The sequence below is a fragment of the Streptomyces sp. NPDC001443 genome, assembly GCF_053597355.1.
This window is the reverse complement of record NZ_JBSFIA010000007.1, coordinates 206,705-230,867: the sequence shown is the minus strand read 5'-3', so window position 1 is coordinate 230,867 and position 24,163 is coordinate 206,705. Positions and strand designations below refer to the sequence as shown.

General features: G+C 71.8%; 23 protein-coding genes. 13 read left to right on the top strand and 10 right to left on the bottom strand.

The window, feature by feature from the left end:
* Nucleotides 1-179: 179 nt before the first annotated feature.
* Complete coding sequence (locus ACWC24_RS11395; protein WP_450662586.1) at nt 180-884, top strand: phosphatase PAP2 family protein; 705 nt, start codon at nt 180-182, stop codon at nt 882-884.
* A gap of 222 nt (nt 885-1,106) precedes the next feature.
* Here the strand turns inward: ACWC24_RS11395 and ACWC24_RS11390 are convergent, their stop codons facing one another.
* Complete coding sequence (locus ACWC24_RS11390) at nt 1,107-2,681, bottom strand: FAD-binding oxidoreductase (RefSeq protein ID WP_450662585.1); 1,575 nt, start codon at nt 2,679-2,681, stop codon at nt 1,107-1,109.
* A 364-nt stretch (nt 2,682-3,045) separates the two neighbouring features.
* Between ACWC24_RS11390 and pstS the strand changes: the two genes are divergently transcribed.
* From pstS to pstB, 4 genes are all read left to right on the top strand, one after another.
* Entirely contained in the window at nt 3,046-4,173 is a 1,128-nt protein-coding gene (gene pstS / locus ACWC24_RS11385; protein ID WP_450662584.1) for a phosphate ABC transporter substrate-binding protein PstS, read from the top strand.
* Nucleotides 4,174-4,312: 139 nt separating this feature from the next.
* Nucleotides 4,313-5,317 (top strand): phosphate ABC transporter permease subunit PstC, encoded by a 1,005-nt coding sequence (gene pstC, locus ACWC24_RS11380; protein WP_450662583.1) that lies wholly within the window; start codon nt 4,313-4,315, stop codon nt 5,315-5,317.
* Nucleotides 5,314-6,375 (top strand): phosphate ABC transporter permease PstA, encoded by a 1,062-nt coding sequence (pstA, locus tag ACWC24_RS11375; protein WP_450662582.1) that lies wholly within the window; start codon nt 5,314-5,316, stop codon nt 6,373-6,375. Before pstC ends, pstA begins: the two co-directional genes overlap by 4 nt.
* A gap of 66 nt (nt 6,376-6,441) precedes the next feature.
* Complete coding sequence (pstB, locus tag ACWC24_RS11370; RefSeq protein ID WP_152894423.1) at nt 6,442-7,218, top strand: phosphate ABC transporter ATP-binding protein PstB; 777 nt, start codon at nt 6,442-6,444, stop codon at nt 7,216-7,218.
* Nucleotides 7,219-7,803: 585 nt separating this feature from the next.
* Here pstB and ACWC24_RS11365 read toward each other — a convergent pair.
* Together ACWC24_RS11365 and ACWC24_RS11360 are read right to left on the bottom strand one after the other, a co-directional pair.
* Nucleotides 7,804-8,802, bottom strand: coding sequence for an anion permease (locus tag ACWC24_RS11365; RefSeq protein ID WP_450662581.1), 999 nt, complete (start codon nt 8,800-8,802; stop codon nt 7,804-7,806).
* Nucleotides 8,803-8,809: 7 nt separating this feature from the next.
* A complete protein-coding gene (locus ACWC24_RS11360) occupies nt 8,810-9,430 on the bottom strand; it encodes a DUF47 family protein (protein WP_162468166.1) in 621 nt (206 codons plus the stop codon).
* Between the two features lie 202 nt (nt 9,431-9,632).
* Between ACWC24_RS11360 and ACWC24_RS11355 the strand changes: the two genes are divergently transcribed.
* Complete coding sequence (locus ACWC24_RS11355) at nt 9,633-9,974, top strand: metal-sensitive transcriptional regulator (RefSeq protein WP_450662580.1); 342 nt, start codon at nt 9,633-9,635, stop codon at nt 9,972-9,974.
* 40 nt (nt 9,975-10,014) lie between these two features.
* Here the strand turns inward: ACWC24_RS11355 and ACWC24_RS11350 are convergent, their stop codons facing one another.
* Nucleotides 10,015-10,191, bottom strand: coding sequence for a hypothetical protein (locus tag ACWC24_RS11350; protein WP_450662579.1), 177 nt, complete (start codon nt 10,189-10,191; stop codon nt 10,015-10,017).
* Nucleotides 10,192-10,273: 82 nt separating this feature from the next.
* A complete protein-coding gene (locus ACWC24_RS11345; RefSeq protein WP_450662578.1) occupies nt 10,274-11,122 on the bottom strand; it encodes a hypothetical protein in 849 nt (282 codons plus the stop codon).
* A 145-nt stretch (nt 11,123-11,267) separates the two neighbouring features.
* Here ACWC24_RS11345 and ACWC24_RS11340 point away from each other — a divergent pair, with 145 nt between their 5' ends.
* Complete coding sequence (locus tag ACWC24_RS11340; protein ID WP_450662604.1) at nt 11,268-11,444, top strand: hypothetical protein; 177 nt, start codon at nt 11,268-11,270, stop codon at nt 11,442-11,444.
* Nucleotides 11,445-11,498: 54 nt separating this feature from the next.
* Here ACWC24_RS11340 and ACWC24_RS11335 read toward each other — a convergent pair whose 3' ends face one another.
* From ACWC24_RS11335 to ACWC24_RS11325, 3 genes are read right to left on the bottom strand one after another with little or no spacing between them, the layout of a single operon-like run.
* The gene (locus ACWC24_RS11335; protein WP_450662577.1) at nt 11,499-11,921 is read right to left on the bottom strand and encodes an NUDIX hydrolase; all 423 of its coding nucleotides are present in this window, start codon (nt 11,919-11,921) and stop codon (nt 11,499-11,501) included.
* Nucleotides 11,922-11,943: 22 nt separating this feature from the next.
* On the bottom strand, nt 11,944-13,014 hold the full coding sequence (locus ACWC24_RS11330; RefSeq protein ID WP_450662576.1) for a CHAD domain-containing protein: 1,071 nt from the start codon (nt 13,012-13,014) through the stop codon (nt 11,944-11,946).
* Nucleotides 12,995-15,229: an RNA degradosome polyphosphate kinase gene (locus tag ACWC24_RS11325; RefSeq protein WP_450662575.1), complete on the bottom strand. Its 2,235-nt coding sequence runs from the start codon at nt 15,227-15,229 to the stop codon at nt 12,995-12,997. The genes ACWC24_RS11330 and ACWC24_RS11325 overlap by 20 nt, the downstream gene beginning before the upstream one ends.
* Nucleotides 15,230-15,688: 459 nt before the next feature.
* Here ACWC24_RS11325 and ACWC24_RS11320 point away from each other — a divergent pair, with 459 nt between their 5' ends.
* From ACWC24_RS11320 to ACWC24_RS11300, 5 genes are all read left to right on the top strand, one after another.
* On the top strand, nt 15,689-16,231 hold the full coding sequence (locus tag ACWC24_RS11320; protein WP_450662574.1) for an RNA polymerase sigma factor: 543 nt from the start codon (nt 15,689-15,691) through the stop codon (nt 16,229-16,231).
* Nucleotides 16,228-17,085 (top strand): anti-sigma factor family protein, encoded by an 858-nt coding sequence (locus tag ACWC24_RS11315; RefSeq protein ID WP_450662573.1) that lies wholly within the window; start codon nt 16,228-16,230, stop codon nt 17,083-17,085. The genes ACWC24_RS11320 and ACWC24_RS11315 overlap by 4 nt, the downstream gene beginning before the upstream one ends.
* An 82-nt stretch (nt 17,086-17,167) precedes the next feature.
* On the top strand, nt 17,168-18,028 hold the full coding sequence (locus tag ACWC24_RS11310) for an ABC transporter ATP-binding protein (protein WP_450662572.1): 861 nt from the start codon (nt 17,168-17,170) through the stop codon (nt 18,026-18,028).
* On the top strand, nt 18,025-19,578 hold the full coding sequence (locus ACWC24_RS11305) for an ABC transporter permease (RefSeq protein ID WP_450662571.1): 1,554 nt from the start codon (nt 18,025-18,027) through the stop codon (nt 19,576-19,578). The genes ACWC24_RS11310 and ACWC24_RS11305 overlap by 4 nt, the downstream gene beginning before the upstream one ends.
* Nucleotides 19,568-20,299 carry an ABC transporter gene (locus tag ACWC24_RS11300; protein ID WP_450662570.1) on the top strand — a complete coding sequence of 244 codons (732 nt, stop codon included), beginning with the start codon at nt 19,568-19,570 and terminating at the stop codon, nt 20,297-20,299. Before ACWC24_RS11305 ends, ACWC24_RS11300 begins: the two co-directional genes overlap by 11 nt.
* A 64-nt stretch (nt 20,300-20,363) precedes the next feature.
* Here the strand turns inward: ACWC24_RS11300 and mshD are convergent, their stop codons facing one another.
* A complete protein-coding gene (mshD, locus tag ACWC24_RS11295; RefSeq protein WP_450662569.1) occupies nt 20,364-21,290 on the bottom strand; it encodes a mycothiol synthase in 927 nt (308 codons plus the stop codon).
* 199 nt (nt 21,291-21,489) lie between these two features.
* Here mshD and ACWC24_RS11290 point away from each other — a divergent pair, with 199 nt between their 5' ends.
* Complete coding sequence (locus ACWC24_RS11290; protein WP_450662568.1) at nt 21,490-23,295, top strand: bifunctional metallophosphatase/5'-nucleotidase; 1,806 nt, start codon at nt 21,490-21,492, stop codon at nt 23,293-23,295.
* A 92-nt stretch (nt 23,296-23,387) separates the two neighbouring features.
* On the opposite strand, the gene ACWC24_RS11285 is transcribed toward ACWC24_RS11290, so the two are convergent.
* Nucleotides 23,388-24,128 carry a PH domain-containing protein gene (locus tag ACWC24_RS11285; protein WP_450662567.1) on the bottom strand — a complete coding sequence of 247 codons (741 nt, stop codon included), beginning with the start codon at nt 24,126-24,128 and terminating at the stop codon, nt 23,388-23,390.
* Nucleotides 24,129-24,163: the final 35 nt, after the last annotated feature.

Below are 24,163 nucleotides of genomic sequence, written 5' to 3'. Positions count from 1 at the left end.
GCGTTCCTGTTGACGTAGTCCGGTGGGCGGTGGACGGCAGCCGACGGTCGGCGGGTCGGCACATGCCGGATGCGCGGATGGGCGTACGACGAGCGGAAGCGGATCTACGGGCCACGGGGGTGGGCAGGAGCGGGCGCGCGAGCGGTGCGTCCGGGGAACGACGAAGGGGCCGCAGCGCCATGGCTGGACTCGCTGAATCCGGGTCGAACCCCGACGTCGACCTGCTCTACGACATCAACGGTCTCGCCGGGAGCACGCCGCACTGGTTCGACCGCGGCGTCGCGTTCGTCGGCGAGTACGGACTGCTGCTCGCCATGGTGCTGGTGGTGCTCTGGTGCTGGTCGAGCGTGCGGCGGCGGGGCGGGGACGAAGCCGCCTCCGCCGTGGCCGGACTGGTGTGGGCGCCGCTGGCGGCCGGCATCGCGGTCCTGGTGAACGTGCCGATCCGCGGGTTCGTGCAGCGGCCCCGGCCCTTCCTCGACCACCAGGGACTCGACGTCCTCGTCTCCGGCAAGACCGACTACTCGTTCGTGAGCGACCACGCCACCATCACCATGGCGATCGGCGTCGGACTGTTCGTCACGAACCGCAGGTTCGGTCTGCTGGGGATCGCGCTGGCGATGCTGGAAGGCTTCTGCCGCGTCTACATGGGCGTCCACTATCCGACCGACGTGGTCGGCGGGTTCGCGCTCGGCACGGCCGTGGCCCTGCTGCTGTCGCCGCCGGCCATGCTGATGCTCACGCCGCTGATGAAGGCGGTGGAGCGGTCGCCGAGGGCCGGACGGCTGATCCGGCGGCGGCCGGCCGGGGACGACCGGGACGCGGTGGTCCCGGAGCCGCGCAGCGCGTCGTCGTCGGAGGCGGAACGCGACCTCGCGGCCTGAGCCGGGGGCCTAGCGCCCGAGCCGGGTGTTGAGAGCCCGAGCCGGGCGATGAACGCCCGAGCCGGGCGATGAACGCCCGAGCCGGGCGATGAACGCCCGAGCCGGGCGTTGAGGAACCGAGCCGGGCGTTGAGGAACCGAGCCGGGCGTTGAGGAACCGAGCGCCCGGGCGCCGGGCCGCTCCTTTCCCCGGCGTCCTGCCGAAGCGCCGGGTCGGGCCCGGTTACAGGGCCTGCGGGTAGGTGAAGAAGCGGTTCGGGTCGTAGGTCTTCTTCACCTGGGCCAGTCGCGTCGCCGCGGCGCCGTAGTACGCCTGCCGCCAGTTCGTCAGGGTCGGGTCCGTGTAGTTCTGGTAGGCGGCGCCCGAGGCGTACGGCCTCATCGCGTCGTGGGCCGAGTTCAGCCAGGACTGGGCCGTGCTGCCCGAAGTCCCGGCCCGCCAGGACACTATGTACTGCGCCAGCATGCGGGAGCGGCGGTGCACGAAGGCCGTCGCCGTGGGGGAGACCCGGTTGACCGCGCCGCCGAGGGCCGTCAGGGCGATGCTGCCGGCGCCGCCGCGCGTGGCGGCGATCCGGGCGAGCAGGGTCTGGACGCCGGTCGTGGACAGGGAGCGGTCGAAGAAGTCCGAGCGCGCCGCGTACGTCTCCCGGCCCAGCGCGCCCTGCGCGGAGCGCCCCGGGGTCGAGCCCGGCAGATGGCACTGGGCGTCGGCGGAGAAGGAGGAGCAGCCCGCGTAGATCTCCATCGCCTCCTCGTAACCGCGGCGGCGCAGCGAGACGCTGCGGGCCGGGGCGCCGATCCGGTCGGCGAGGCGGTCGACGGCGTTCTGGAGTTCGCCGTACGTGCCGAGGGAGAACGCCGCCACGGAGACCGTGGGCGTACCGCCGGAGCTCGCCAGGTGCAGCGAGGACCAGATCTCGTCCGGCTGGGACGGGCCCCACTCCTGCCAGGCCTTCACCACCGCGGCCGCCTTCGCCCACGGCCAGGTCATGTACGCGGTGACGGCCTGCGGGGCGGCATGGGTGCGGAAGCGCAGTTCGGTGACGACCCCGAAGTTGCCGTTGCCCGCGCCGCGCAGGGCCCAGAAGAGGTCCTTGTTCTCGCCGGCGTCAGCGGTCAGCTCCCGGCCGTCCGCCGTGATCAGGGTCGCCTGGGTGAGGCTGTCGCAGGTCAGTCCGTACGCGCGGGAGGCCACGCCGTGGCCGCCGCCCAGCACCAGACCGGAGACGCCCACGGTCGGACAGGAACCCGCGGGGATCGTCACGCCCTTCGCCGCGAGCGCGCGGTAGACGTCGATCAGCTTGGCCCCGGCGCCGACGACCGCGGAGTTGCCGCTGCTGCGGACCCGGTTGAGCTTGGAGACGTCGAGGACCAGACGGCCGTTGCCCGAGGACCAGCCCGCGTAGGAGTGGCCGCCGTTGCGGATCGACACCTGGATGTGGTGGGCGCGGGCGTACGCCAGGGTCGTACGGATGTCGTCCGCGTGCGCGACGTAGGCGACCGCGGCCGGCTTCAGGCCGTCGAAGCGGGTGTTGTAGAGCTGACGGGCCGACTGCCAGCCGGCGTCGCCGGGGCGGATCAACGTGCCGTCGAGGTCATGGGCGAGCGCGGTCCAGTTCGCGGGGGCCGTGTTCGCGGTGGTGCGCAGAGAAGTGGTGGCGGAGGCGGTGGCGTCCGCCGTGGCCGGCCGGCCGGTGCCGCGCGCCGCGCCGCCGCTCTTTCCGCTGTTGCATCCGGCTGTCACGACCGCCGCCGCGACGGCCGCGCCGCCTCCGATGAACGCACGCCGTTCCATGTGGCCTCCTGCCCGATCCTGTGGAACCAGACGAGCCTTTCGGCCGGAGGGTTCCCGGGAGGGCGAGAGTACGTCGGCACGGAGCCCGGCGGGGATGCCCGACAGGTGATGTAGGACTCCCGGTGGTTTGCTGGATGGGTATGGCGTCGGGACCTCCACGTGTTCTCCCCGTGAGCGTTCCGTGACCTAACCGCACCGCCTTCAGGGGTTCACCCGCCGTTCACCTGTGGCCGTAGGACGCGTCACCTGTTCTGCCTAATTTCGGCCTTACCCGATGCGGAGCGCACTTCTTATATGCGTCCGCCTCGAGTCAGTCTCCGCACGCCGCCGGACAGGACGGCGGCTCCTGGAAGGAATTTCCTCAGTGAAGCTTCAGCGCAAGAACCGGCGGGCTCTCGCTCTCGGCGCTCTCGCCGTCTCCGGCGCCCTGGCCCTCACGGCGTGCGGCTCCGACGACACGGGCACCAACGCCAGCGGCTCCTCGTCGGCCAGCGCGAACACCGGCAACGTCAAGTGTGACGACGCCAAGGGCCAGCTGCTGGCGGACGGTTCGTCCGCGCAGAAGAACGCGATCGACGCCTGGGTCAAGCAGTTCACCGCCGCCTGCAAGACGGTGCAGATCAACTACAAGGGTTCCGGCTCCGGCGCCGGTGTCACCGCGTTCACCCAGGGTCAGGTCGCCTTCGCCGGTTCCGACTCCGCGCTGAAGCCCGAAGAGGTCACCGCCTCCAAGTCGGTCTGCAAGGGCGGCCAGGGCATCGACCTCCCGATGGTCGGCGGCCCGATCGCCATCGCGTACAAGCTCGACGGTGTGGACAACCTGGTCCTGGACGCCCCCACCCTCGCCAAGATCTTCGACGGCAAGATCGCCAAGTGGAACGACGCCGCGATCAAGGCGCTGAACCCGGGTGTCACCCTGCCCGACCTGAAGATCCAGGCGTTCCACCGCTCGGACGAGTCCGGCACCACGGACAACTTCACCAAGTATCTGATCGCCACCACGCCGGCCAACTGGAACTACTCCGGCGGCAAGGCCTGGCAGGCCAAGGGCGGCCAGTCGGCGGCCGGCTCCTCCGGTGTCGCCGCGGGCGTCAAGCAGACCAACGGCGCCATCGGTTACATGGAGCTGTCGTACGCCAAGGACGGTCTGGGCACGGTCGCCATCGACACCGGCGCCTCCGCCCCGGTGAAGGCCTCCTCCGACGGCGCCACCAAGGCCATCGCGGACGCCAAGATCGCCGGTACCGGCACTGACCTGGCGCTCAAGATGAACTACCAGACCAAGGCCGACGGCGCCTACCCGATCACCCTGGTCACCTACGAGATCGCCTGCGACAAGGGCAACAAGGCCGAGACCCTGGCCGCCACGAAGGCGTTCCTCACCTACATCGCCAGCGAGGAGGGCCAGGGCATCCTCTCGGGCATCGACTACGCCCCCGTCCCCGCCGACATCATCGCCAAGGTCCGCACCACCATCGCGGGCCTGAGCTGATCCACAGGTGAGGTCCGGCCCCGGAAACCGACCCGGGGCCGGGCCCCACCGTCCGGTGCACCGCCGCCATGAGCCGTACCGCGAGGTCGGCTCCGCCGAGCCGCTCCGATCCGAGCGGCTCCGCAGACCGGAGAACCAGATGGATATATCGACACAGAACACTCATGTCCCACCCCCGACGCCCCAGCGCTCCGGGGGCACTCGCAAGCGTGCCGCCGGCGCCACCCGCCGCGGTGACCAGGTCTTCCTCGGTCTCTCCCGCGGGTCGGGCATTCTGCTGCTGGTGATCATGGCTGCCATCGCGGTCTTCCTCACCTACCGCGCCTCTCTCGCGATCAGCAAGGACGAGGGCAACTTCCTCACCACCTTCGAGTGGAACACCGGCCTTCAGCCGCCGGTCTTCGGCGTCGCGGTGCTGGCCTTCGGCACCGTCGTCTCCTCGATCATCGCCATGGCCATCGCGGTCCCGATCGCCGTCGCCATCGCGCTGTTCATCACGCACTACGCGCCGCGCAGGCTCGGCGGCACCATCGCGTACGTGATCGACCTGCTCGCCGCCGTGCCGTCCATCGTGTACGGCCTGTGGGGCGCCCTGATCCTCGTACCGCACATGAACGGCCTGTACGGCTGGCTCAACGACTACCTCGGCTGGACCGGGATCTTCTCCTGGGACGAGGGCGCGCCCCGTGCGATGCTCACCGTCGGCATCCTGCTCGCGATCATGATCCTTCCGATCATCACCAACGTGAGCCGTGAGGTCTTCCGCCAGGTGCCGCAGATGCACGAGGAAGCGGCTCTCGCTCTCGGCGCCACGCGCTGGGAGGTCATCCGCATGTCCGTGCTGCCGTTCGGCCGCTCCGGCGTCATCTCCGCCTCGATGCTCGGCCTCGGCCGCGCGCTCGGCGAGACGATGGCCGTCGCCACCGTGCTCTCCCCGAGCTTCGACATCCAGGCCAGCCTGCTCAACCCGGGCGGCGGGACGTTCGCCCAGAACATCGCCAGCAAGTTCAGCGAGGCGACGGAGTTCGGCCGTGACGCGCTCATCGCCTCCGGTCTGGTCCTGTTCGTCATCACCCTGCTGGTCAACGGCGCGGCCCGCATGATCATCGCCCGCCGCAAGGAGTACTCGGGGGCCAACGCATGAGCCACGCAGCCGTCGCCGCCAAGCGGCCCAGCACCCTTCGCGGAGCCACCCTCCCGAACTGGTCGCCGTGGGCCATCGCTGCGGGCTCCCTCGCCGTCGCGGCCGGGATCGGCCTCGCCGCCGACCTCCAGAGCCACATCCAGTGGGGCCTGATCGCCGCCCTGCTGTTCCTCGTCGGCACGTACGTCGCCGCCGCGCGCGTCGAGGGACGCCGACAGGCCAAGGACCGCATCGCGACCTCGCTGGTCTGGACCGCCTTCGTGCTCGCCGTGATCCCGCTGGTCTCCCTGATCTGGGTGACCGTGCAGCGCGGTGTGAAGGTCCTCGACCCCTACTTCCTGACCCACTCCATGGGTGTGGTCGCCGACTCCGAGCCCGGCGGTGGCATCTACCACGCCATCCTCGGCAGCCTGGAGCAGGTCGCGCTCGCCACCGTCATCGGTGCGCCGATCGGTGTGCTCACCGCGATCTACCTCGTCGAGTACGGGCGCGGCAGCCTCGCCAAGGCCGTCACCTTCTTCGTGGACGTCATGACGGGTATCCCGTCGATCGTCGCGGGTCTGTTCATCCTCAGCCTCATGCTGATGTTCGAGATGCAGCCCTTCGGCTTCGCCGGCTCGCTCGCGCTGGCGATCCTGATGATGCCGGTGGTCGTCCGCTCCACCGAGGAGATGCTCAAGCTCGTACCGAACGAGCTGCGCGAAGCGTCCCTGGCGCTCGGCATCCCGAAGTGGCGCACGATCCTGAAGGTGGTCCTGCCGACCTCCATCGGCGGCATCACGACCGGCATCATGCTGTCGATCGCCCGTATCGCGGGCGAGACCGCGCCGGTCCTGCTGCTGGTGTTCGGCAACCCGTTCATCAACGCCAACCCTTTCGAGGGCGCGCAGGCCTCCCTGCCGCTGTACATCTACCAGCAGTACTCGCAGAGCGCTGGTTCGACCGCGGCGTACGACAGGGCCTGGGCGGCGTCGCTGACGCTGATCGCCTTCGTGATGATCCTGAACCTGGTGGCCCGCGGCATCGCCCGCTGGAAGGCCCCGAAGACCGGTCGCTGAGGCGACGACTTACGGCTCCGCCGTGCGGGGCCCTCGGCGACTGAAGACTCTGGAAGTGAAGTAGTCATGGCCAAGCGAATCGACGTGAGCGGACTCACCGCCTACTACGGCTCCCACAAGGCGATCGAAGACATCTCGATGACGGTCGAGCCCCGCTCGGTGACGGCCTTCATCGGCCCCTCGGGCTGCGGCAAGTCGACGTTCCTGCGCACCCTGAACCGTATGCACGAGGTCACCACGGGTGGCCGCGTCGAGGGCAAGGTGCTCCTGGACGACGAGGACCTCTACGGCCCGGCCATCGACCCGGTGTCGGTGCGCCGCGAGGTCGGCATGGTCTTCCAGCGCCCGAACCCCTTCCCCACGATGTCGATCTTCGACAACGTGGCGGCGGGTCTGCGCCTGAACGGCAAGTACAAGAAGAGCGAGCTGAACGACATCGTCGAGCGGTCGCTCAAGGGCGCGAACCTCTGGAACGAGGTCAAGGACCGTCTGAACAAGCCCGGCTCGGGTCTGTCCGGTGGTCAGCAGCAGCGACTGTGCATCGCCCGCGCGATCGCGGTCGAGCCGAAGGTCCTGCTCATGGACGAGCCCTGCTCGGCCCTCGACCCGATCTCCACCCTCGCCATCGAGGACCTGATCGGTGAGCTGAAGGAGCGCTTCACGATCGTCATCGTGACGCACAACATGCAGCAGGCCGCGCGTGTCTCCGACCGTACGGCGTTCTTCAACCTCGCGGCGGTCGGCCAGCCCGGCAAGCTCATCGAGATCGACGACACGGAGCGGATCTTCTCCAACCCGTCGCGTCAGGCGACCGAGGACTACATCTCGGGCCGCTTCGGCTAGGCCGTCCCGGCCTGTGGAGTGTCGGCCACGGGTCCGTCGTGGCCGGTCGCGCAGTTCCCCGCGCCCCTTCAAGGGCGCTGCCGGACCTGACCTGACCTGACCTGCCGGATCCGCCGGGGCCGATGCTCCCGGAAGACCCCTCGTGGTGCTGCATGGCGGTGCCACCGCGAGGAATGGAAGGGCCCGCCCCCTGGCTCCCGGGGGGCGGGCCCCGCCTCGTTCCCGGGCCGGGGCCTCGCACACGGGATCTTGTTCCGGGCCTTGTCCGGATCCGGTCCCGCGTCCTGTTCGGGTCCCGTTCCGGGCCGCGTCCGGGTCCCGTTCCGGGCCCCCGCCCGGATCCCGTTCCGGGCCGCGTCCGGGTCCCGTACCGGATCTTGGCCGGAACCCTGTGGGATCCCTGCCCCGGATCTTGGCCGGAATTCTGCGGGACCCCGTCCCGAGCCCCCGTCCGCTCCGGGGCGGCCCTGGCCGGAAACGCCGCATGGGCCGGCAGGTGCCGGCCCATGCGGGGTGCGTGTCGAGGACGAGGCCGCGGGCTGTCGGTGCCCGGCCGGGCGGCCGGGACGTGCCGTGGCCGTCGGGCTACAGGAACGCGAGGTCGACGACCCAGAAGCCGCCCGCCGCCACGATCGCCGCCGCCGGCATGGTGATGAACCAGCCCAGGACGATGTTCTTGGCGACACCCCAGCGCACCGCGTTCACGCGCTTCGTCGCGCCGACGCCCATGATCGCCGAGGTGATGACATGGGTCGTGGAGATCGGCGCCTTGAACAGGAACGCCGTGGTGAACATGATCGACGCGCCGGTCGTCTCCGCGGCGAAGCCCTGCGGCGGATCCAGTTCGATGATCTTGCGGCCGAGGGTGCGCATGATGCGCCAGCCACCGGCGTACGTGCCCAGCGACAGCATGATCGCGCAGACCAGCTTGACCCAGACCGGGATCGGGTCGCTGTAGTCCTCGACGCCTGCGATGACCAGGGCCATCACCACGATGCCCATCGTCTTCTGGGCGTCCTGGAGACCGTGGCCGAGCGCCATGCCCGCCGCCGAGACGGTCTGCGCGATCCGGAAGCCGCGCTTGGCCTTGTGCGGGTTGGCCTTCCGGAAGATCCACAGGATCGCGGTCATGACCAGGTAACCGGCGATCAGACCCACGACCGGCGACAGGAACATCGGGATGACGATCTTGTCGAGCACCCCGCTCCAGTAGACGGTCGTACCGCCCGCGAGCGCGGCGCCCACCATGCCGCCGAACAGGGCGTGGGAGGAGGACGACGGCAGGCCGAAGTACCAGGTGATCAGGTTCCAGGTGATCGCGCCGACCAGGGCCGCGAACAGGATGGCCATCCCGTGCGAGCCCTCGGGCGTCTGGATGATGCCCTCACTGACGGTCTTGGCGACCCCGCTGCCCAGGAAGGCGCCGGCGAGGTTCATGACCGCCGCCATGGCGAGCGCCGCACGAGGGGTCAGCGCCCGGGTGGAGACGGACGTCGCGATCGCGTTGGCCGAGTCGTGGAAGCCGTTGGTGTACGTGAAGAAGAGCGCGACCCCGATGGTCACGACCAGAGCGAAGGTGTCCATGGAGGGGTCAGGACTCCTTGACCGCGATGGTCTCCACGGTGTTGGCGACGTGCTCGAACGCGTCCGCCGCTTCCTCCAGGACGTCCACGATCTGCTTCAGCTTGAGCACCTCGATCGCGTCGTACTTGCCGTTGAACAGATGGGCCAGCAGCTTGCGGTGGATCTGGTCGGCCTGGTTCTCGAGGCGGTTGACCTCGATCCAGTACTCGGTGAGGTTCTGCATGGTGCGCAGGTTCGGCATGGCCTCCGCGGTCAGGTCCGCGGCCCGTGCCAGTACCTCGATCTGCTGTTCGACTCCCTTGGGCAGATCCTCCACGTTGTAGAGGACGACCAGGTCGACGGCCTCCTCCATGAAGTCCATGATGTCGTCGAGGGACGAGGCGAGGGTGTAGATGTCCTCGCGGTCGAAGGGCGTGATGAACGAGGAGTTCAACTGGTGGAAGATCGCATGCGTGGCGTCGTCACCGGCGTGTTCCGCGGCCCGCATACGCTCTGCGATCTCGGCTCGGCCGGAAGCGTCCGCCCCGAGCAGTTCCATCAGGAGTTTCGAGCCCGTGACGATGTTGTCCGCGGACGCGGCGAACATGTCGTAGAAGCTCGTCTCCCTGGGGGTCAGACGAAAGCGCACGTGGGGTCCTCGGGATGCATCGGTTCGGTCAGGTTGATGCTAGGCGCATCATCCGGCCACGGCTAATGGGCCGCCCCCCAGTGTCGCCCATCGGGTAGAGCGATCGGCACAGGGGCCGCCGGCGGCCATGGGCAAGGGCCCTATACCCAGCAAAGTTCGTTACCATATACCCACCAGGGGTATCAGTCAGCAGGAGGACGCCATGACGACCACCGAGGCCGGCGCCACGGCGCCCTCCGAAACCGCCGCGGCGGGGGCGGCCGTGCACGGATACCACAAGCAGAAGGACGAGCACCTCAAGCGGCTGCGCCGGATCGAGGGCCAGATCCGCGGGCTTCAGCGCATGGTCGACGAGGACGTCTACTGCATCGACATACTCACCCAGGTGTCCGCCTCCACCAAGGCCCTGCAGTCCTTCGCGCTGCAGCTCCTGGAGGAACACCTGCGCCACTGCGTCGCCGACGCGGCCGTCAAGGGCGGTGCCGAGATCGACGCCAAGGTGGACGAGGCGACGAAGGCGATCGGCCGGCTGCTGCGGACCTGACGGTCGGTGGTGGGCGCGAGGCGGCGCGCGCGGTCGGCGTTCAGCCGCAGGTGGTCCGTTCCTCCGCCACCCGCAGCACCTCGTCGATGCTCTCCAGGCTGAGCCGGTCCTCGTCGGCGGCCGAGGCCGCGATGATCAGCTCGCCGCACAGTTCGATCTCGGCGAGGGCCACGTGGTCCTGAACTGTCGTACCGCCGACCGGAGCCACGCGCGTCACCTCACTTCTGTCGTCACCGACTTCCTAGAGTAGGGAGCGCCCTACACACCGCGCATGGCACGGACGGGCTAGTCCTCGTGCCTCACTCCTCGGCGATCCTGCCCGTGTAGATGTCCCCGGCGGCCGGCAGCCGTACCTCCACGGGGGCGCCGAAGCCGTAGAGCAGCGCCGTCGACGCGACCGCCACGGCCCCCCGCTGCCGGCCGTTGACGAAGCTGAACCGCTGCCGGATCTTGCGGATGCGCCCCTGGTCGTCGAGGTACACGTCGAAGGGCACCTCGGGCGTGGCGAAGCCGGTCGCCGCCGCTCGCAGCGCGGCCCGGCCGCCGGCCGAGGCGCGCCGCGCCGCGTCGCCGAGGTCGGCGGTGCCGCGGTAGTGCCGCACGCTGGTCCCGGCCACGTCGGTCCGGCCCACATACGTCGCCGCCCGTGTCCCGCGCAGCACCTCGGCGGCCGCGTACGGGTCGGTGGCGCCGCCGGTCACCAGGTTCCCGTCCGACAGGCCGGCCGTCTCCACCCGGACCCATTTGTCGTCCGGCACCCCCGCGCCCCGGTTCTTCATGAACAGGGCGCCCGGCGCGAGGAGTTCGGTGATGGGCCGGTGCTCGCTCTGCCCGGACGGGTCCTGCGGCAGCATCACCTTCAGCCGGCCGAGCTGCCTGCGGTAGTCGTAGACGCCCTCGCCCCGGATGGTGACGCGGGTGCCGCCGGTCGCCATCTCCATGGACGTACGGGCCTGCGAGCTGCCCGCGTCCACCAGCCGGTCGGCGGCGTGCCGCAGGGTCTCGACGGGATCGCCCGCGCCCCGCGCGTCCTCGGCGGCGGCGCCGCTCCAGGAGCATCCGGTGGCCCCGACACAGACCCAGGCCACGAGTCCCGCCACGGCGCTCGTGCCCGCCGTCCGGCCGTGCCACCGCTGCCTTGCCGTCATCGTCTGCCCACTCCCAGCCGGTACGTCCGTCACGGGCCCCTGTCGTCTCGGCTAACGACGGGCGGGCGACGCCGGTCACGCGTGTGGCGTGTCACCGGGGAGCGCGATACGAGCCCTTTACCGACGGCTCGGTACCCTGGCGGGCGTGGCGCAGCAGGAGGGGCCGGACCGCGTCCGGGAACAACCGGAACAACACATGACGACCACGGTCGAGCAGGGGCCGTTCTGTCTGGCCCGCTGTGCCTGCGGCTGGCGGGGACCGGCCCGCCGGGCCCGGAGCCAGGCGCGTACGGACGCGGAGACGCACGCGACGGGCGGCTGAGCAGGTCGCCGCGGCGGGCGAACCGCGGCCCGTCAGGCGGCCGGTGGCGAAGGTTCAGGCGTGGCGTACGGCCGAGAGCAGGTCGTCGACAAGGGTCCGGTCGCGGGGCTGGGTGAGCCGGTTGCGGGCCGCGAGCGGGGAGAGCCACAGGACCCGGTCCACCTCGTCGTTCGGGGCGAACGCGCCGGCGACGGCCCGGGCGGCCCAGTAACGGACCTGCTTCGGACGGCCGTTGGCGAGGTAGCGCAGGGTCGGCAGCGTGGCGCCGGGCTCGGCGGTGTACCCCGTCTCCTCCGCGACCTCGCGCAGCGCGCCGGTGAGGGCGTCCTCGCCGCGCTTCAGCTTGCCCTTGGGGTGGGACCAGTCGTCGTACTTCGGACGGTGGACCAGGCAGAGTTCCAGCTGTCCGTCGTAGGGGGAGCGGCGCCACAGGACGCAGCCGGCCGCCTGGACGGTGGTGTCGTTCGATTCGGTCACCGGGGTTCAGCCTCCCAGCGGATCAGGACGTACCGACGGTCTGTTTCCGCCAGGCCTGCTGGAAGGCGAACCTGGCCGCCTCCACCTCGTGGCGCTGGTCGGCGTGGAGCACGCCCAGCGCGTACGCCGTCGCCGGCGCGATGCGGGGCGTACGGGCCGCCTGGGCGGCGGCCGCGGCAGCCTCGGAGGCGTCGCGGTGCCGGTTGAGGGCCTGGCCCGCCTCCGGTACGCACAGGTGCAGCGGGGTGTCGTCGCCGTCCGGGGCCGGCACCTCGCGGGCGTAGCGGTACAGGCGCAGCAGCAGGCGCACCTGGTGCCAGGGGGCGTCCTGGGCGTGCGGGGCGGGGTCCGGGGAGAGGCCGTGGACGAGGGCCTCGGCGTTGTAGGGGTGGCCCGCGGTGACCAGGGGCAGGGCGGCGACGGCGTCCGTGAGGCGTTCGCGGGCCGCGTCGGTCAGCGGACGCAGTTCCGTGCCGAGGGCGGCCGGGGTGAGCGGGACGTCGCTGGCGAGCACGGCGAGCTTGTCCGCGACGGCGTGGAAGCGGGAGGAGCCGAGCGCCTGGAGGGCGGTGGAGTGGGCCCGGGTCCGGGCCAGCGTCAACTGCCGTTCGAGCAGGGCGCCGGCCTTCGCCGCGCCCACGGTGAGGTTGCCGCGTCCCCCCGCCGCCGGCGGCGGCACGGCCGGGCCGGCGGAGCCCGGTGCCGTGGCCGCCGCCGGCTGGACGGGCAGGGGCGTCGCGCCCGACAGCCGGTGCAGCGCCAGCAGGAGCCGGTCCAGCCGTGCCTCGCACGCGTGTTCCAGCGCCAGGGTGCCGGACAGCCAGGCCAGTTCGGGCCGGATCTCCTCCGACCAGGCGTTGTCCAGCAGCGGACGGTAGGTGTGCAGGCTGCCGCTGATGCGGCGGGCTGACCGGCGCAGGGCCAGGGCCGCGTCGGCGGACCCCCCCGCGCCCCCCGCCGTGCCACCGGTCTCCCGGTGCAGGCGCAGGGCGCGGAGGAACTCCGTGGCCTGGGACCGGAGGTAACGCGCGAGGGCGTCACCCTTCACCGGCTCGGCCGTGGGGTCCGTCGGGTCAAGGTGTTGCTGTGCCACGCCGGCGCCTCCGGGCGTCTATGAGCATCTCCTGGACGTTGCGCAGGGGCTGTCCGTCCGCGTCGGTCGCATGCCGGGTCCACTCGCCGTCCGGGCCCAGGTGCCAGGACGAGGTGGAGTCGGACATACCGGTCTCCAGCAACCGGTTGAGGGACGCGCGGTGGGCCGGGTCGGTGACCCGGACCAGGGCCTCGATGCGGCGGTCGAGGTTGCGGTGCATCATGTCGGCGCTGCCGATCCACACCTCGGGCTCGCCGCCGTTGCCGAAGCCGAACACCCGGGAGTGCTCGAGGAATCGGCCGAGGATGGAGCGGACCCGTATGTTCTCCGACAGGCCGGTGACGCCCGGCCGCACCGCGCAGATGCCCCGCACCCAGATGTCGACCGGCACGCCCGCCTGGGACGCGCGGTAGCACGCGTCGATGATCGCTTCGTCCACCATCGAGTTGACCTTGATGCGGACATGGGCGGGCCGTCCGGCACGGTGGTGCTGGACTTCCTTGTTGATGCGCGCGACCAGCCCGTCCCGCAGGGACTTGGGGGCGACCAGCAGGCGGCGGTAGGTCTCCCGGCGGGAGTAGCCGGAGAGACGGTTGAACAGGTCGGACAGGTCGGCGCCGACCTGCGGGTCGGCCGTCAGCAGGCCCAGGTCCTCGTAGAGGCGGGCCGTCTTCGGGTGGTAGTTGCCGGTGCCCACGTGGCTGTAGCGGCGGAGCGTCTCGCCCTCCTGACGGACCACCAGGGACAGCTTGCAGTGGGTCTTCAGGCCGACGAGGCCGTACACGACGTGGCAGCCGGCCTCCTCCAGCTTGCGTGCCCACTTGATGTTGGCGTGCTCGTCGAAGCGGGCCTTGATCTCGACCAGGACCAGGACCTGCTTGCCGGACTCGGCGGCGTCGATGAGCGCGTCGACGATCGGCGAGTCGCCGGAGGTCCGGTACAGGGTCTGCTTGATGGCGAGGACGTCCGGGTCGGCCGCCGCCTGTTCCAGGAACGCCTGGACGGAGGTGGAGAAGGAGTCGTAGGGGTGGTGCAGGAGCACGTCCCGGCTGCGCAGGGCCGCGAAGATGTCGGGGGCCGAGGCGGACTCGACCTCCGCCAGGTCGCGGTGGGTGCCGGCGATGAACTTGGGGTACTTCAGCTCCGGCCGGTCGAGGCCGTGGATGCGGAAGAGGCCGGTGAGGTCCAGGGGACCCGGCAGCGGGTACACCTCCGCCTCGCTGATCTTCAGCTCGCGCACCAGCAGGTCGAGCACGTCGCGGTCGATGGACTCCTCGACCTCCAGGCGCACCGGCGGCCCGAAGCGGCGCCGCATGAGCTCCTTCTCCAGGGCCTGGAGGAGGTTCTCGGTGTCGTCCTCCTCGACCTCCAGGTCCTCGTTGCGGGTGAGCCGGAAGGCGTGGCTCTCCAGCACCTCCATGCCCGGGAACAGCTCCTCCAGGTGGGCGGCGATGACGTCCTCGATGGGGACGTACCGGCCGGGGGAGCTCTCCAGGAAGCGGGACAGCAGCGGCGGCACCTTGACGCGGGCGAAGTGCTTGTGCCCGCTGACCGGGTTGCGTACGACGACGGCCAGGTTCAGCGACAGGCCGGAGATGTACGGGAAGGGGTGCGCCGGGTCGACCGCGAGGGGGGTCAGCACCGGGAAGATCTGGTGGCGGAAGAGCGTGAAGAGGCGCGCCTGCTCCTTCTCCGTCAGCTCGTTCCAGCGGACCAGGTGGATGCCCTCCTCCGCGAGCGCGGGGGCGACGTCCTCGTGGTAGCAGGCGGCGTGCCGGGCCATGAGCTCGCGGGAGCGGGCCCAGATCATCTCCAGCACCTCGCGGGGCTGGAGGCCGGAGGCGGAGCGGGTGGCGACCCCGGTGGCGATCCGGCGCTTCAGACCGGCCACCCGGACCATGAAGAACTCGTCCAGGTTGCTGGCGAAGATCGCCAGGAAGTTGGCGCGTTCGAGCAGGGGCGTGTCGGGGTCCTCGGCGAGTTCGAGGACCCGCTCGTTGAAGGCCAGCCAGCTGCGCTCCCGGTCGAGGAATCGGCCCTGCGGCAGCTGGGGCCCCTCGTACGGCGACTCCTCGTAGGCGTCGAGGTCGGCGTCGATGTCGGGTTCCAGGTCGGAGACCGCGGCCGACACGGTGTGCGGACGGTGCGCGGCTATGGAGCCCACGGAGGGCTGGGGGTGCTGGACCTGTGCCTGGGGGGCGTTTGGCTGGCTCATGGACCCATTCTTTCGCGCCAGCAGGTATACGGGCGCGTCGAGGCGTCCGAGCGGGAGCGCGGCGGCATCACCCTCGGGGGGCGGCGAAGCCTCGGGCGCGGCTGGGTTCATTGGCCGAGCGTCGCAAGTCAGTCTGAACCGACGGTTACGGGGACATGGCGTGCGGGATATCGCGGTGCGGCTCCCGGGCGTCCATCGCGGGGTGCGCGCGCTCGCTCCGCCGGGAGGCGTCGGCTTCGTACGCTGCTTCCCCCTCCCGGGGACAGGTACGGAGTCGCCGGACGGCCGGTTCGGTGCCCGTCCGGTGTCGGTCACCGGTGCTGAACCGGTGTTCGGCCATCCGATTCACCGCTATTTCACTGGTTGAGCAGTGAATGGGTTCCGGGATGATCGGAAAAGTCTGACCGAAGTCGGGGCCGGGGCGTGAACCGATCGGCGGGGCTCGTCCGATGAGGAGATGTGAGCGAGACGAGAAGCGACGGGGAGTTGCTGCGCGCCGTCGCGGCGGACGCCGACCGGCGCGCCTTCGAGGAGCTGTACCGGCGCTTCGCGCCCTGGCTGAGCGCCCGGCTGCGCAGCCGGTGCGCCGACGCCGGGATCGTCGACGACGTCGTGCAGGAGACGTTCCTCGCGGTGTGGCGGGGGACCGCCCGCTACCGCGAGGACGGCGACGTGGCCGGCTGGCTGTGGCGCATCGGGTCACGGCGGCTGGTCGACGTGCTGCGCGGCGACGGCGCACGGGGACGGCTGCGGCAGGCGCTGGCGCGGCTGCGGCACCGGGACGAGGCCTCGGCGGAGGAACGCGTGCTCGCGGGGGTGGAGCACGGGAACCTCGCCGGGGCCCTGCTGCGGCTCTCGCCCGAGCTGCGGGCCGTCCTGCAGGCGACGGTCGTCGACGGGCTCACCACCCGGGAGGCGGCCGTACTGCTCGGCATACCGCCCGGCACGGTCAAGACGCGGGCCCTGCGCGCCCGTAAGCAACTGCGGGAGGCACTGGCATGAGTACCACCTGGCATGTGCCCGAGGACGATCTCCGGGCCTACACGCGGGGCGAGTTGGCGGCACCGCGGCTGTGGTCCGCCGACACCCATCTGGCGGCCTGCGCCGACTGCCGCGCCCTGCTCGCGCGGCTCGCCGACCCGGTCGCGCTGGACGCCGGCTGGGAACGGCTCGACGCCGAACTCGACGCGCCGCGGCGCGGGTTCGTCGAGTCGCTGATGGTACGGGTCGGCGTGGCCGACCACACGGCCCGGCTGCTCACCGCCACGCCCGTGCTGCGCCGCTCCTGGCTCGCGGCGGTCGCCGCGGTCCTGCTCATGACGGTGCAGGCCACCGCCACCGTCTCGCCCGGACGGTCGCCCACGCTGTTCCTCGCCCTGGCACCGCTGCTGCCGCTCGCCGGCGTGGCGCTGTCGTACGGGCCCGCCCTCGACCCGACGTACGAGATGGGCGTCGTCTCCCCGCTGCACGGCTTCCGGCTGCTGTTGATCCGCACGGTCGCCGTGCTCACGGTCGGCCTCGGCCTGAACGGGCTCGCGACCCTCGCGCTCCCCGGCTACGGGCTGCGCGCGCTGGCCTGGCTGCTGCCCGCGCTCGCGCTGACCTCGACCGGGCTGGCGCTGACACCCCGCCTGGGCCCGGTCGTCGCGCCCGTCCTGGTCGGCGGCGGCTGGATCGGTCTGCTCCTCGCGGCGGACGCGTCCGGCGACGGGACGCTCGCGCCGTTCACCGCGGCCGGGCAGGGCGTGGCGGGCGCGGTCGCGGCACTCGGTGCCGGGCTGCTCTACCTCGCCCGCGACCGGTTCGACGCCTCGACCGTGCCGTTCACCGACTTCCGGCAGGGGGGTGGCGGGTGACCGCGTACGGCCGCTCCCTCGCTCCCTTCACCGGCGCCGTCGACGCGACCGGCGCCACCCACGCCACTCACAGGAGTGCCCCATGACCGTCACCGTCTCCGCCTCCGGGCTGACCCTCCGTTACGGCGGCACCGCCGCGCTCGACGAGGTGACCCTGCGGCTGACCGAAGGAGTGACCGGGCTGCTCGGGCCGAACGGGGCGGGCAAGACCAGCCTGCTGCGGGTCCTCGCCACCGCCGTGCCCCCCGACGGGGGCGCCTTCAGCGTCCTCGGACACGACCCGGGCACCACGGCCGGACGGCAGAACGTCCGCCGCGCCCTGGGCTACCTCCCGCAGAACCCGGGATTCCACCCGGACTTCACCGCCTTCGAGTTCGTCGACTACGTGGCGATCCTCAAGGAGATGACGGACCGCGGCGCCCGGCACCGCGAGGTGCGGCGGATCCTCGACGCCGTCGGCCTGTCCGAGGTGCGCGGCCGGCGCATCAAGCGGCTGTCCGGCGGGATGCGGCAGCGGGTCGCGCTCGCCGCCGCCCTCGTCGGCGACCCCGGTTTCCTCGTCCTCGACGAGCCGACCGTCGGCCTGGACCCCGAACAGCGCATGCGGTTCCGGGAGCTGATCGCTCGGGCGGGCGAGGGACGCACGGTGCTGCTCTCCACCCACCAGACCGAGGACGTGGCGATGCTGTGCCACCGGGTGATCGTCATGGCCCGGGGCCGCCTCCGCTTCGAGGGCACCCCGGCGGAGCTCACCGCACGGGCCGCGGGCCGGGTGTGGAGCAGCGCCGAGCGGGACCCGGCGGCGCTGGCGGGCTGGCGCACCGGACTCGGCACCTTCCGCAACGTCGGCGACCCGCCCGAGGGCGCCGACCTCCTCGAACCGACCCTGGAGGACGGCTACCTGCTCGCCCTCGACGGCGTGTCGGCGGAGGCGGCCGCATGAGCGCCACCGAGGTCGTGGAGAGGGCCGCCACGGCCGACGGGCCCGCAGCCCCGGTTCCCCGGCGGGCCGCGGCCGTGCTCGCCCTCGCCCGCTTCGAGGCACGCGAACTCAGCCGGTTCGTGCCGGTGTTCTCCTTCCTGCTCCTCTATGTCGGCTACACCGCGTGGCAGTTGTACTCGGGCGGCGACGGCATGGGCGCCTACCCGGTCCTCCAGGACGTCGACCGGGGCACCCAGAGCGGGCCGGAGCTGTTCGCCGTCGCCCTGCTGATCTGCGTCAACCGGGCCGCGGTGCGCTCGCGCCGCAACGGCACCGACCGGCACGACGGCATCCTGCCCATGGAGCCCTGGCGGCGTACGGTCGCGCACGTCCTGTCCGTGGTGCCGTACGCGGCGTTCACCGCGCTCGTCGTGACCGCCGAGTTCACCTGGGCCGCGCTGAAGCCCGGCGCGAGCGGCCACGGCTCGTTCTTCGAACTGGCCGTCGGCCCGCTCTGCGTCCTCCTGGCGGGTGTCGCCGGCGTGCTGCTGGCCCGGCTGATCCCGTCCTTCTTCGCCGCCCCGCTCGTGGTGATCGGCGGCTACGTCCTGCTCGTCCTCGCCGCCGTGAACCTCGACGGCTCGCACGGGGCGCGCTGGCTGCTGCCCACCGTCACCGAGACCGGCGCCGGGCCCCTGCCGTCCGACCTGCTCGGCCGCCCGGCCGCCTGGCACGCGCTGTACCTGACGGGGCTGATCGTCCTCGTGGCCTGCGGCGCGGTGCTGCTGAGCGGCGCCCGCACCCGTACGGCCCTGGCGGTGACCGCCCTCGCCCTGGCCGTCACCGTCACGGGGGCAGCCGGACAGGCCCCGGGCGAGCCGGCCGCCCTGAAGGCCGCCCGCGCCGAGGCGTCCGTCCACCCGGAACGGGTCCAGTCGTGCAGCGTCCACGGCGCCTCGACGTACTGCGCCTTCCCCGAATGGACCGGCCGCACCGCCGACTGGGCCGCCACGGCCGACCGGGTGCGCCGCCTCGCGGGCGGTGCCGCGGGCGGCACGCGGCTGACCGTACGGCAGAGGGTGGAAGCCCGTTACGGCCTGGAGGGCGACGCCGCGATCGCCCCGCTCACCCGGCCCGGCCAGGTCAGTGTCGGCACCGAGTGGGGCGGCGACCGGAACGCCCAGTTCGCGGTGGGGGTCGCCGCCGTCCTGGTGGCGGGCGACGAGCGGGCCGGCGGCGAGGTGTGCGACGCCCGGGTGGTGACGATCATGTGGCTCGCGCTGGGCGCCGAGCCCGACCCGCTGGCCGGGCTGCGCGCCGCCCGCCTCGACGACAGCCTCGAGGGCCCCGCGATCGCGCTGACGCCCGTCGACTCCGTCGCCATGACCGCCGGGCAGACCGACGTCGTGCGGCAACTGCTGCGGCAGCCGCGCTACGGCGTCATCGCCAAGGTGAAGGCCCACTGGACGGAGCTGACCACCCCGGGGACACCGCTCGCGCGGGTGGCGGAGCTGCTGGGCGTGCACGCGCCCACGACGGGGAAGGACGACGGTGACACCTGTGACCGGTGAACGACGGCCGAAGCCGTACGCCGTGGTCCGCGCCGGACGACCGAGGCCGTACGCCGTGGTCCGCGCCCTGCTCCGCCCGCTCTGGCGCACCCTGCCCCGGCCCGCCCTCGCGGCGGCCGGTGGTCTCGCACTGCTGCTCGCCGGGCTGCCCCGGTTGCAGTCCGGCGCCCCCGACCCCTGGCTGTGCCTGAACCTGCTGCGGGCCGCCGCGCTCTGCCTCGCCCTGGGCCTGGCGTTCCTGCTCGACGACCCGGCCCGGCACACCACCGCGCCGGTGCCGGTGCGCCGGCCGCTGCGCGGCGCCCTGCGCCTGGCGCTGGCCGTGCCGGTCACCGCGCTGTGCTGGACGGCCGCGCTGCTGCTCGTACCGGCGCAGGCGCGGCCCCCGGTGGGCGCGGTCACCCTGGAGGCGGCCGCGACCGCCGCGCTCGCGCTGGCCGGAGCCTCGGCCGCCGTCCGCTTCACCGACGGGACCCGGCCGGGCACCGCCGTCGCGGCCGGTCTGACGGCCGTCGCGGTGACCGTCCCGACGCTGCTGCTGCCGCAGCGGTGGGCGCTGCTGGTGGCGGCGGGCGACCGGCACTGGGCGGACGCGCACGGGCGGTGGGCGGCGCTGCTGGTGGTGGCCGTCGCGGTGGTGGCGCTCTGCGCGCCGGAGCCACTGCGCCGCGGGTCCGTCCTGCGTCCCCGGCCGGGGCAGACGGCCCCGACCACCGCCTGAGGTCACGTCACCCGGTCGTCGGCCGGCGCGCGTCCTGCGGACGGGCCCCGGTGGTGACGGCCGCTCAGGTCTCCGTGCGGTACATCAGGTCCGTCTCGTACGTGACGAATCCGAGCCGCTCGTAGACGGACACCGCCGCCTTGTTGTCGGCGTCGACATAGAGCATCGCCGTCGGGAGCGCCTGCGCGGCGAGATGGCGCAGGCCGATCGTGGTGAGGGCCTTGCCGAGGCCACCGCCCTGCGCGCCGGGGGCGACACCGAGGACGTAGACCTCGCCGATGCCCTCCTCGGCGTGCACCTTGGTCCAGTGGAAGCCGATCAGCCGGTCCTCACGGAAGGCGAGGAAGAAGCCCGCGGGGTCGAACCACGCCTCGGCCTTGCGGTCGTCGAGGTCGCGCTGGGTGAGGGAGCCCTGTTCGGGGTGGTGGGCGAACGCGGCGGCGTTCGTGGCGAGCCAGGCCGCGTCGTCGGCGCCCGGCTCGAAGGCGCGCACGTCCACGCCCTCGGGCAGCACCGGGTCGGGCAGGTCGAGTCCGGCCAACGGCCGCCGCATCTGGCGCAGTTCGCGGAACAGGGTGAGGCCGAGGACCTGGGCCAGATGCCGGGCCGCGGAGTGGCCGCCGTGCGCCCACACCCGCAGCCGCTTGCCGGAGGCGGCGAGCAGCGCGGAGCCCAGCGCCCGCCCGTGTCCGTGCCCGCGGTGCGCGGGGTGCACGACCATCTCGGCGGCCGGCGCCTCCACCGGGTCGGTGTCCTCCAGCTGCGCGTAGCCGAGGAGTTCGCCTCCCGTGGTCAGCAACAGGTGGGAGACCCCTTCGCGGGCTCCGCCGCGCAGTTGCAGCCGGCCCTGCTCGGACACCGCCTGCTGGCCGTCGCTGTGGGCGGCCTCCGCGAGCAGTGCGAGCACGGCCTCGGTCTGTTCCGCGGAGAGCGCGGAGAGGGTCTCGATGGAACGGGCGCCGGGGAGCCGTGCGATGTCGTCGCTGGTCATGCGTACGAGGGTAAGGGGATCGTCCCGCAAAGTGGTGGCAAGAAGGGGGCAAGACGGTGGCAAAGGGAAACCTGGACGTAACCATGAAACCCCTGTTGTGCTACGCGCGTTGACCTTAGGCTGCGCCGGACGGGCACACCTTCAGCAGACCCACGGGGCCACACCGGTCCGGTGGACGCCATCAGCCTCAGGGGGGCGCATGCCAGCCACATCACCGTCGAATCCCGGCCGCAGACGTCGTACGTACCGGGTTCTCGCGGCCGCCGCGGGTCTCGCCACGGCCGGCGCGATGGCCGCCGCGCTGCCGGCGGACGCGCACGACAACGGCGGGCACGGTCATCCGCGGCCGGCCCGCTACCAGGACGTCCAGCTGCTGTCCTTCAACGACCTGCACGGCAACCTCGAACCGCCGTCGGGTTCCTCCGGCCGGGTCACCGAACTCCAGGCCGACGGCACGACGAAGACCATCGACGCGGGCGGCGTGGAGTACCTCGCGACGCATCTGCGCGAGGCCCGCAAGGGCCACTCCTACTCGATCACCGCGGCCGGCGGCGACATGGTCGGCGCGTCCCCGCTGATCTCGGGCCTGTTCCACGACGAGCCCACCATCGAGGCGCTGAACAAACTCGACCTGGACGTCACCTCCGTCGGCAACCACGAGTTCGACGAGGGGGCCAAGGAGCTGGCCCGGCTCCAGAACGGCGGCTGTCACCCGACGGCCGGCTGCTACACGGACAAGAAGTTCAAGGGCGCCGACTTCCCCTACCTCGCGGCGAACGTCCTCGACGAGAAGACCGGCAAGCCGATCCTCAAGCCGTACACGGTGTGGAAGAAGAACGGCGTCAAGATCGGCTTCATCGGCGTGACCCTGGAGGGCACCCCGAACATCGTCTCCGCCGAAGGGGTGAAGGGCCTCAAGTTCCAGGACGAGGTCGAGACGATCAACAAGTACGCCAAGGTGCTGGACAAGCAGGGCGTGAAGTCGATCGTCGCGCTGATCCACGAGGGCGGACTGCCGGCCTCGGGCTCGTACAACTACAACTGCGACTCGCCGGGCGCGGGCGACGGCATCTCCGGCCCGATCGTCGACATCGCCAAGAACATCACGCCGAAGGTCGACGCGCTGGTCACCGGCCACACCCACGCGGCCTACGTGTGCACGATCCCCGACCCGTCGGGCAAGCCGCGCATGGTCACCTCGGCCGCGTCCTTCGGCCGCCTCTACACGGACACCACGCTCACGTACGACCGCTTCACCGGCGACATCGCCCGTACGTCCGTGAAGTCCGCGAACCACGTGGTCACCCGTGACGTCGCCAAGGCGGCCGACATGACCGCGCTGATCGGCAAGTGGAACACCCTGGCCGCCCCGATCGGCAACCGGGCGATCGGCTACATCTCCGCCGACGTCAACAGCACCGGCACCGAGTCCCCGATGGGCGACCTGATCGCGGACGCGCAGCTGGCGTACGGCAAGGAGCTGGACCCGAAGACGGCCCTGGCGCTGATGAACCCGGGCGGGGTCCGCGCCGGTCTCACCTACGCGGCCAAGGCCGGCGAGGGTGACGGCGTGGTGACGTACGCCGAGGGCTTCACGGTGCAGCCGTTCGCCAACACCGTCAACCTCCAGGACTTCACCGGCGCCCAGCTCATCCAGGTGCTGAAGGAGCAGGTCAGCGGCTCGAACGCGGCCGCGCCGAAGATCCTCCAGCCCTCGGCGAACCTGACGTACACGCTGGACCTGACGAAGTCCGGCGCCGACCGCGTCGTCACCGACTCCATCCGGCTGAACGGCGCCGCCATCGACCCGGCGGCCACCTACCGCGTCGCGACGAACAGCTTCCTCGCGGGCGGCGGCGACGGCTTCACCACGCTGGGCCTGGGCACGAACGACGTCGTCGGCGTCGACGACCTGGAGGCGCTGGTGCGGTACCTGACGGCCAACTCCTCGGCGACGGCCCCGCTGGCGCCGCCGGCCACCAACCGGATCACGATCGTCCAGTAGGTTCGGCTGTTCTGTCTGTTCCGGCTGTTCCCCGAGGGGCCCGGGACGTACGCGCGGCGTACGTCCCGAGCCCCTCGTCCTGCGTCTCGCGGCTACGTCTCGCGCATGTACGCGGGCACCAGGGACCTCCAGCGTCGGCGCTGCACCGCGGCCACGACGGCGAACGCGGCCGCGGGAACGCAGACGAACAGCAGGAACGGATGCACCGGAGCCCCGATCACCACCCGCACGATCATCACCGGGAACATGGCCGCCAGGGTGATGACCGCACCGGTGACCGAGTGCTCCCAAGCTTTGCGCTGCCCGGTCCGCAGCCGTATCCGCTCCTCGGTCTCCGGCCGCCGCTCCCAGGCCGTCCCGCGGTGCCGGACGGCGGTCTCGCGCAGCTCTTCCAGCTCGGCGGCGAAGTCCGCCACCTGCCAGTCGTCCACGTGCCGGAGCAGCGTGCGCCGGCCGTCGTGGCGGTAGAGGTAGGCGTACAACAGGGGCCCGTCCGTGCGGCGGTTGCGGAACGGCTCCGCGCGGATGTCGTAGATGTCCTGCCAGGGCACAAGCCGCTCCCGAAGGGCGCTGCGCACGGTGATCCCGTCGGCCCCCACCCGGGTGCGCCCCCGGATCTGCTCCAGCCAGGCCCAGCCCACGATCGCCAGCATCAGGGCCACGAACCCGGCCTGGGCCCAGAGCGGCATGAAGTCCTCGCTCCGGCTCATATGAAGCACGGCATTCATGAAGATGACGACCAGGAAGATCAACCGCGACCGGGACACGGGCCATCGGCGGCGACCGTACTCCCGCTCGAAGCCGCTTCCCCCGGTGTGCGCATCGACGCTCACGAAGCCTCCCCTTCCAGGCAGGACATCGTAGGACG

Bases quoted from the DNA above. Each gene is read 5' to 3' on its own strand.
- ACWC24_RS11395 (WP_450662586.1), top strand. From the start codon at position 180: ATGGCTGGACTCGCTGAATCCGGGTCGAACCCCGACGTCGACCTGCTC.
- ACWC24_RS11390 (WP_450662585.1), bottom strand. From the start codon at position 2,681: ATGGAACGGCGTGCGTTCATCGGAGGCGGCGCGGCCGTCGCGGCGGCG.
- pstC (WP_450662583.1), top strand. From the start codon at position 4,313: ATGGATATATCGACACAGAACACTCATGTCCCACCCCCGACGCCCCAG.
- pstA (WP_450662582.1), top strand. From the start codon at position 5,314: ATGAGCCACGCAGCCGTCGCCGCCAAGCGGCCCAGCACCCTTCGCGGA.
- pstB (WP_152894423.1), top strand. From the start codon at position 6,442: ATGGCCAAGCGAATCGACGTGAGCGGACTCACCGCCTACTACGGCTCC.
- ACWC24_RS11365 (WP_450662581.1), bottom strand. From the start codon at position 8,802: ATGGACACCTTCGCTCTGGTCGTGACCATCGGGGTCGCGCTCTTCTTC.
- ACWC24_RS11355 (WP_450662580.1), top strand. From the start codon at position 9,633: ATGACGACCACCGAGGCCGGCGCCACGGCGCCCTCCGAAACCGCCGCG.
- ACWC24_RS11345 (WP_450662578.1), bottom strand. From the start codon at position 11,122: ATGACGGCAAGGCAGCGGTGGCACGGCCGGACGGCGGGCACGAGCGCC.
- ACWC24_RS11325 (WP_450662575.1), bottom strand. From the start codon at position 15,229: ATGAGCCAGCCAAACGCCCCCCAGGCACAGGTCCAGCACCCCCAGCCC.
- ACWC24_RS11315 (WP_450662573.1), top strand. From the start codon at position 16,228: ATGAGTACCACCTGGCATGTGCCCGAGGACGATCTCCGGGCCTACACG.
- ACWC24_RS11310 (WP_450662572.1), top strand. From the start codon at position 17,168: ATGACCGTCACCGTCTCCGCCTCCGGGCTGACCCTCCGTTACGGCGGC.
- ACWC24_RS11305 (WP_450662571.1), top strand. From the start codon at position 18,025: ATGAGCGCCACCGAGGTCGTGGAGAGGGCCGCCACGGCCGACGGGCCC.
- mshD (WP_450662569.1), bottom strand. From the start codon at position 21,290: ATGACCAGCGACGACATCGCACGGCTCCCCGGCGCCCGTTCCATCGAG.
- ACWC24_RS11290 (WP_450662568.1), top strand. From the start codon at position 21,490: ATGCCAGCCACATCACCGTCGAATCCCGGCCGCAGACGTCGTACGTAC.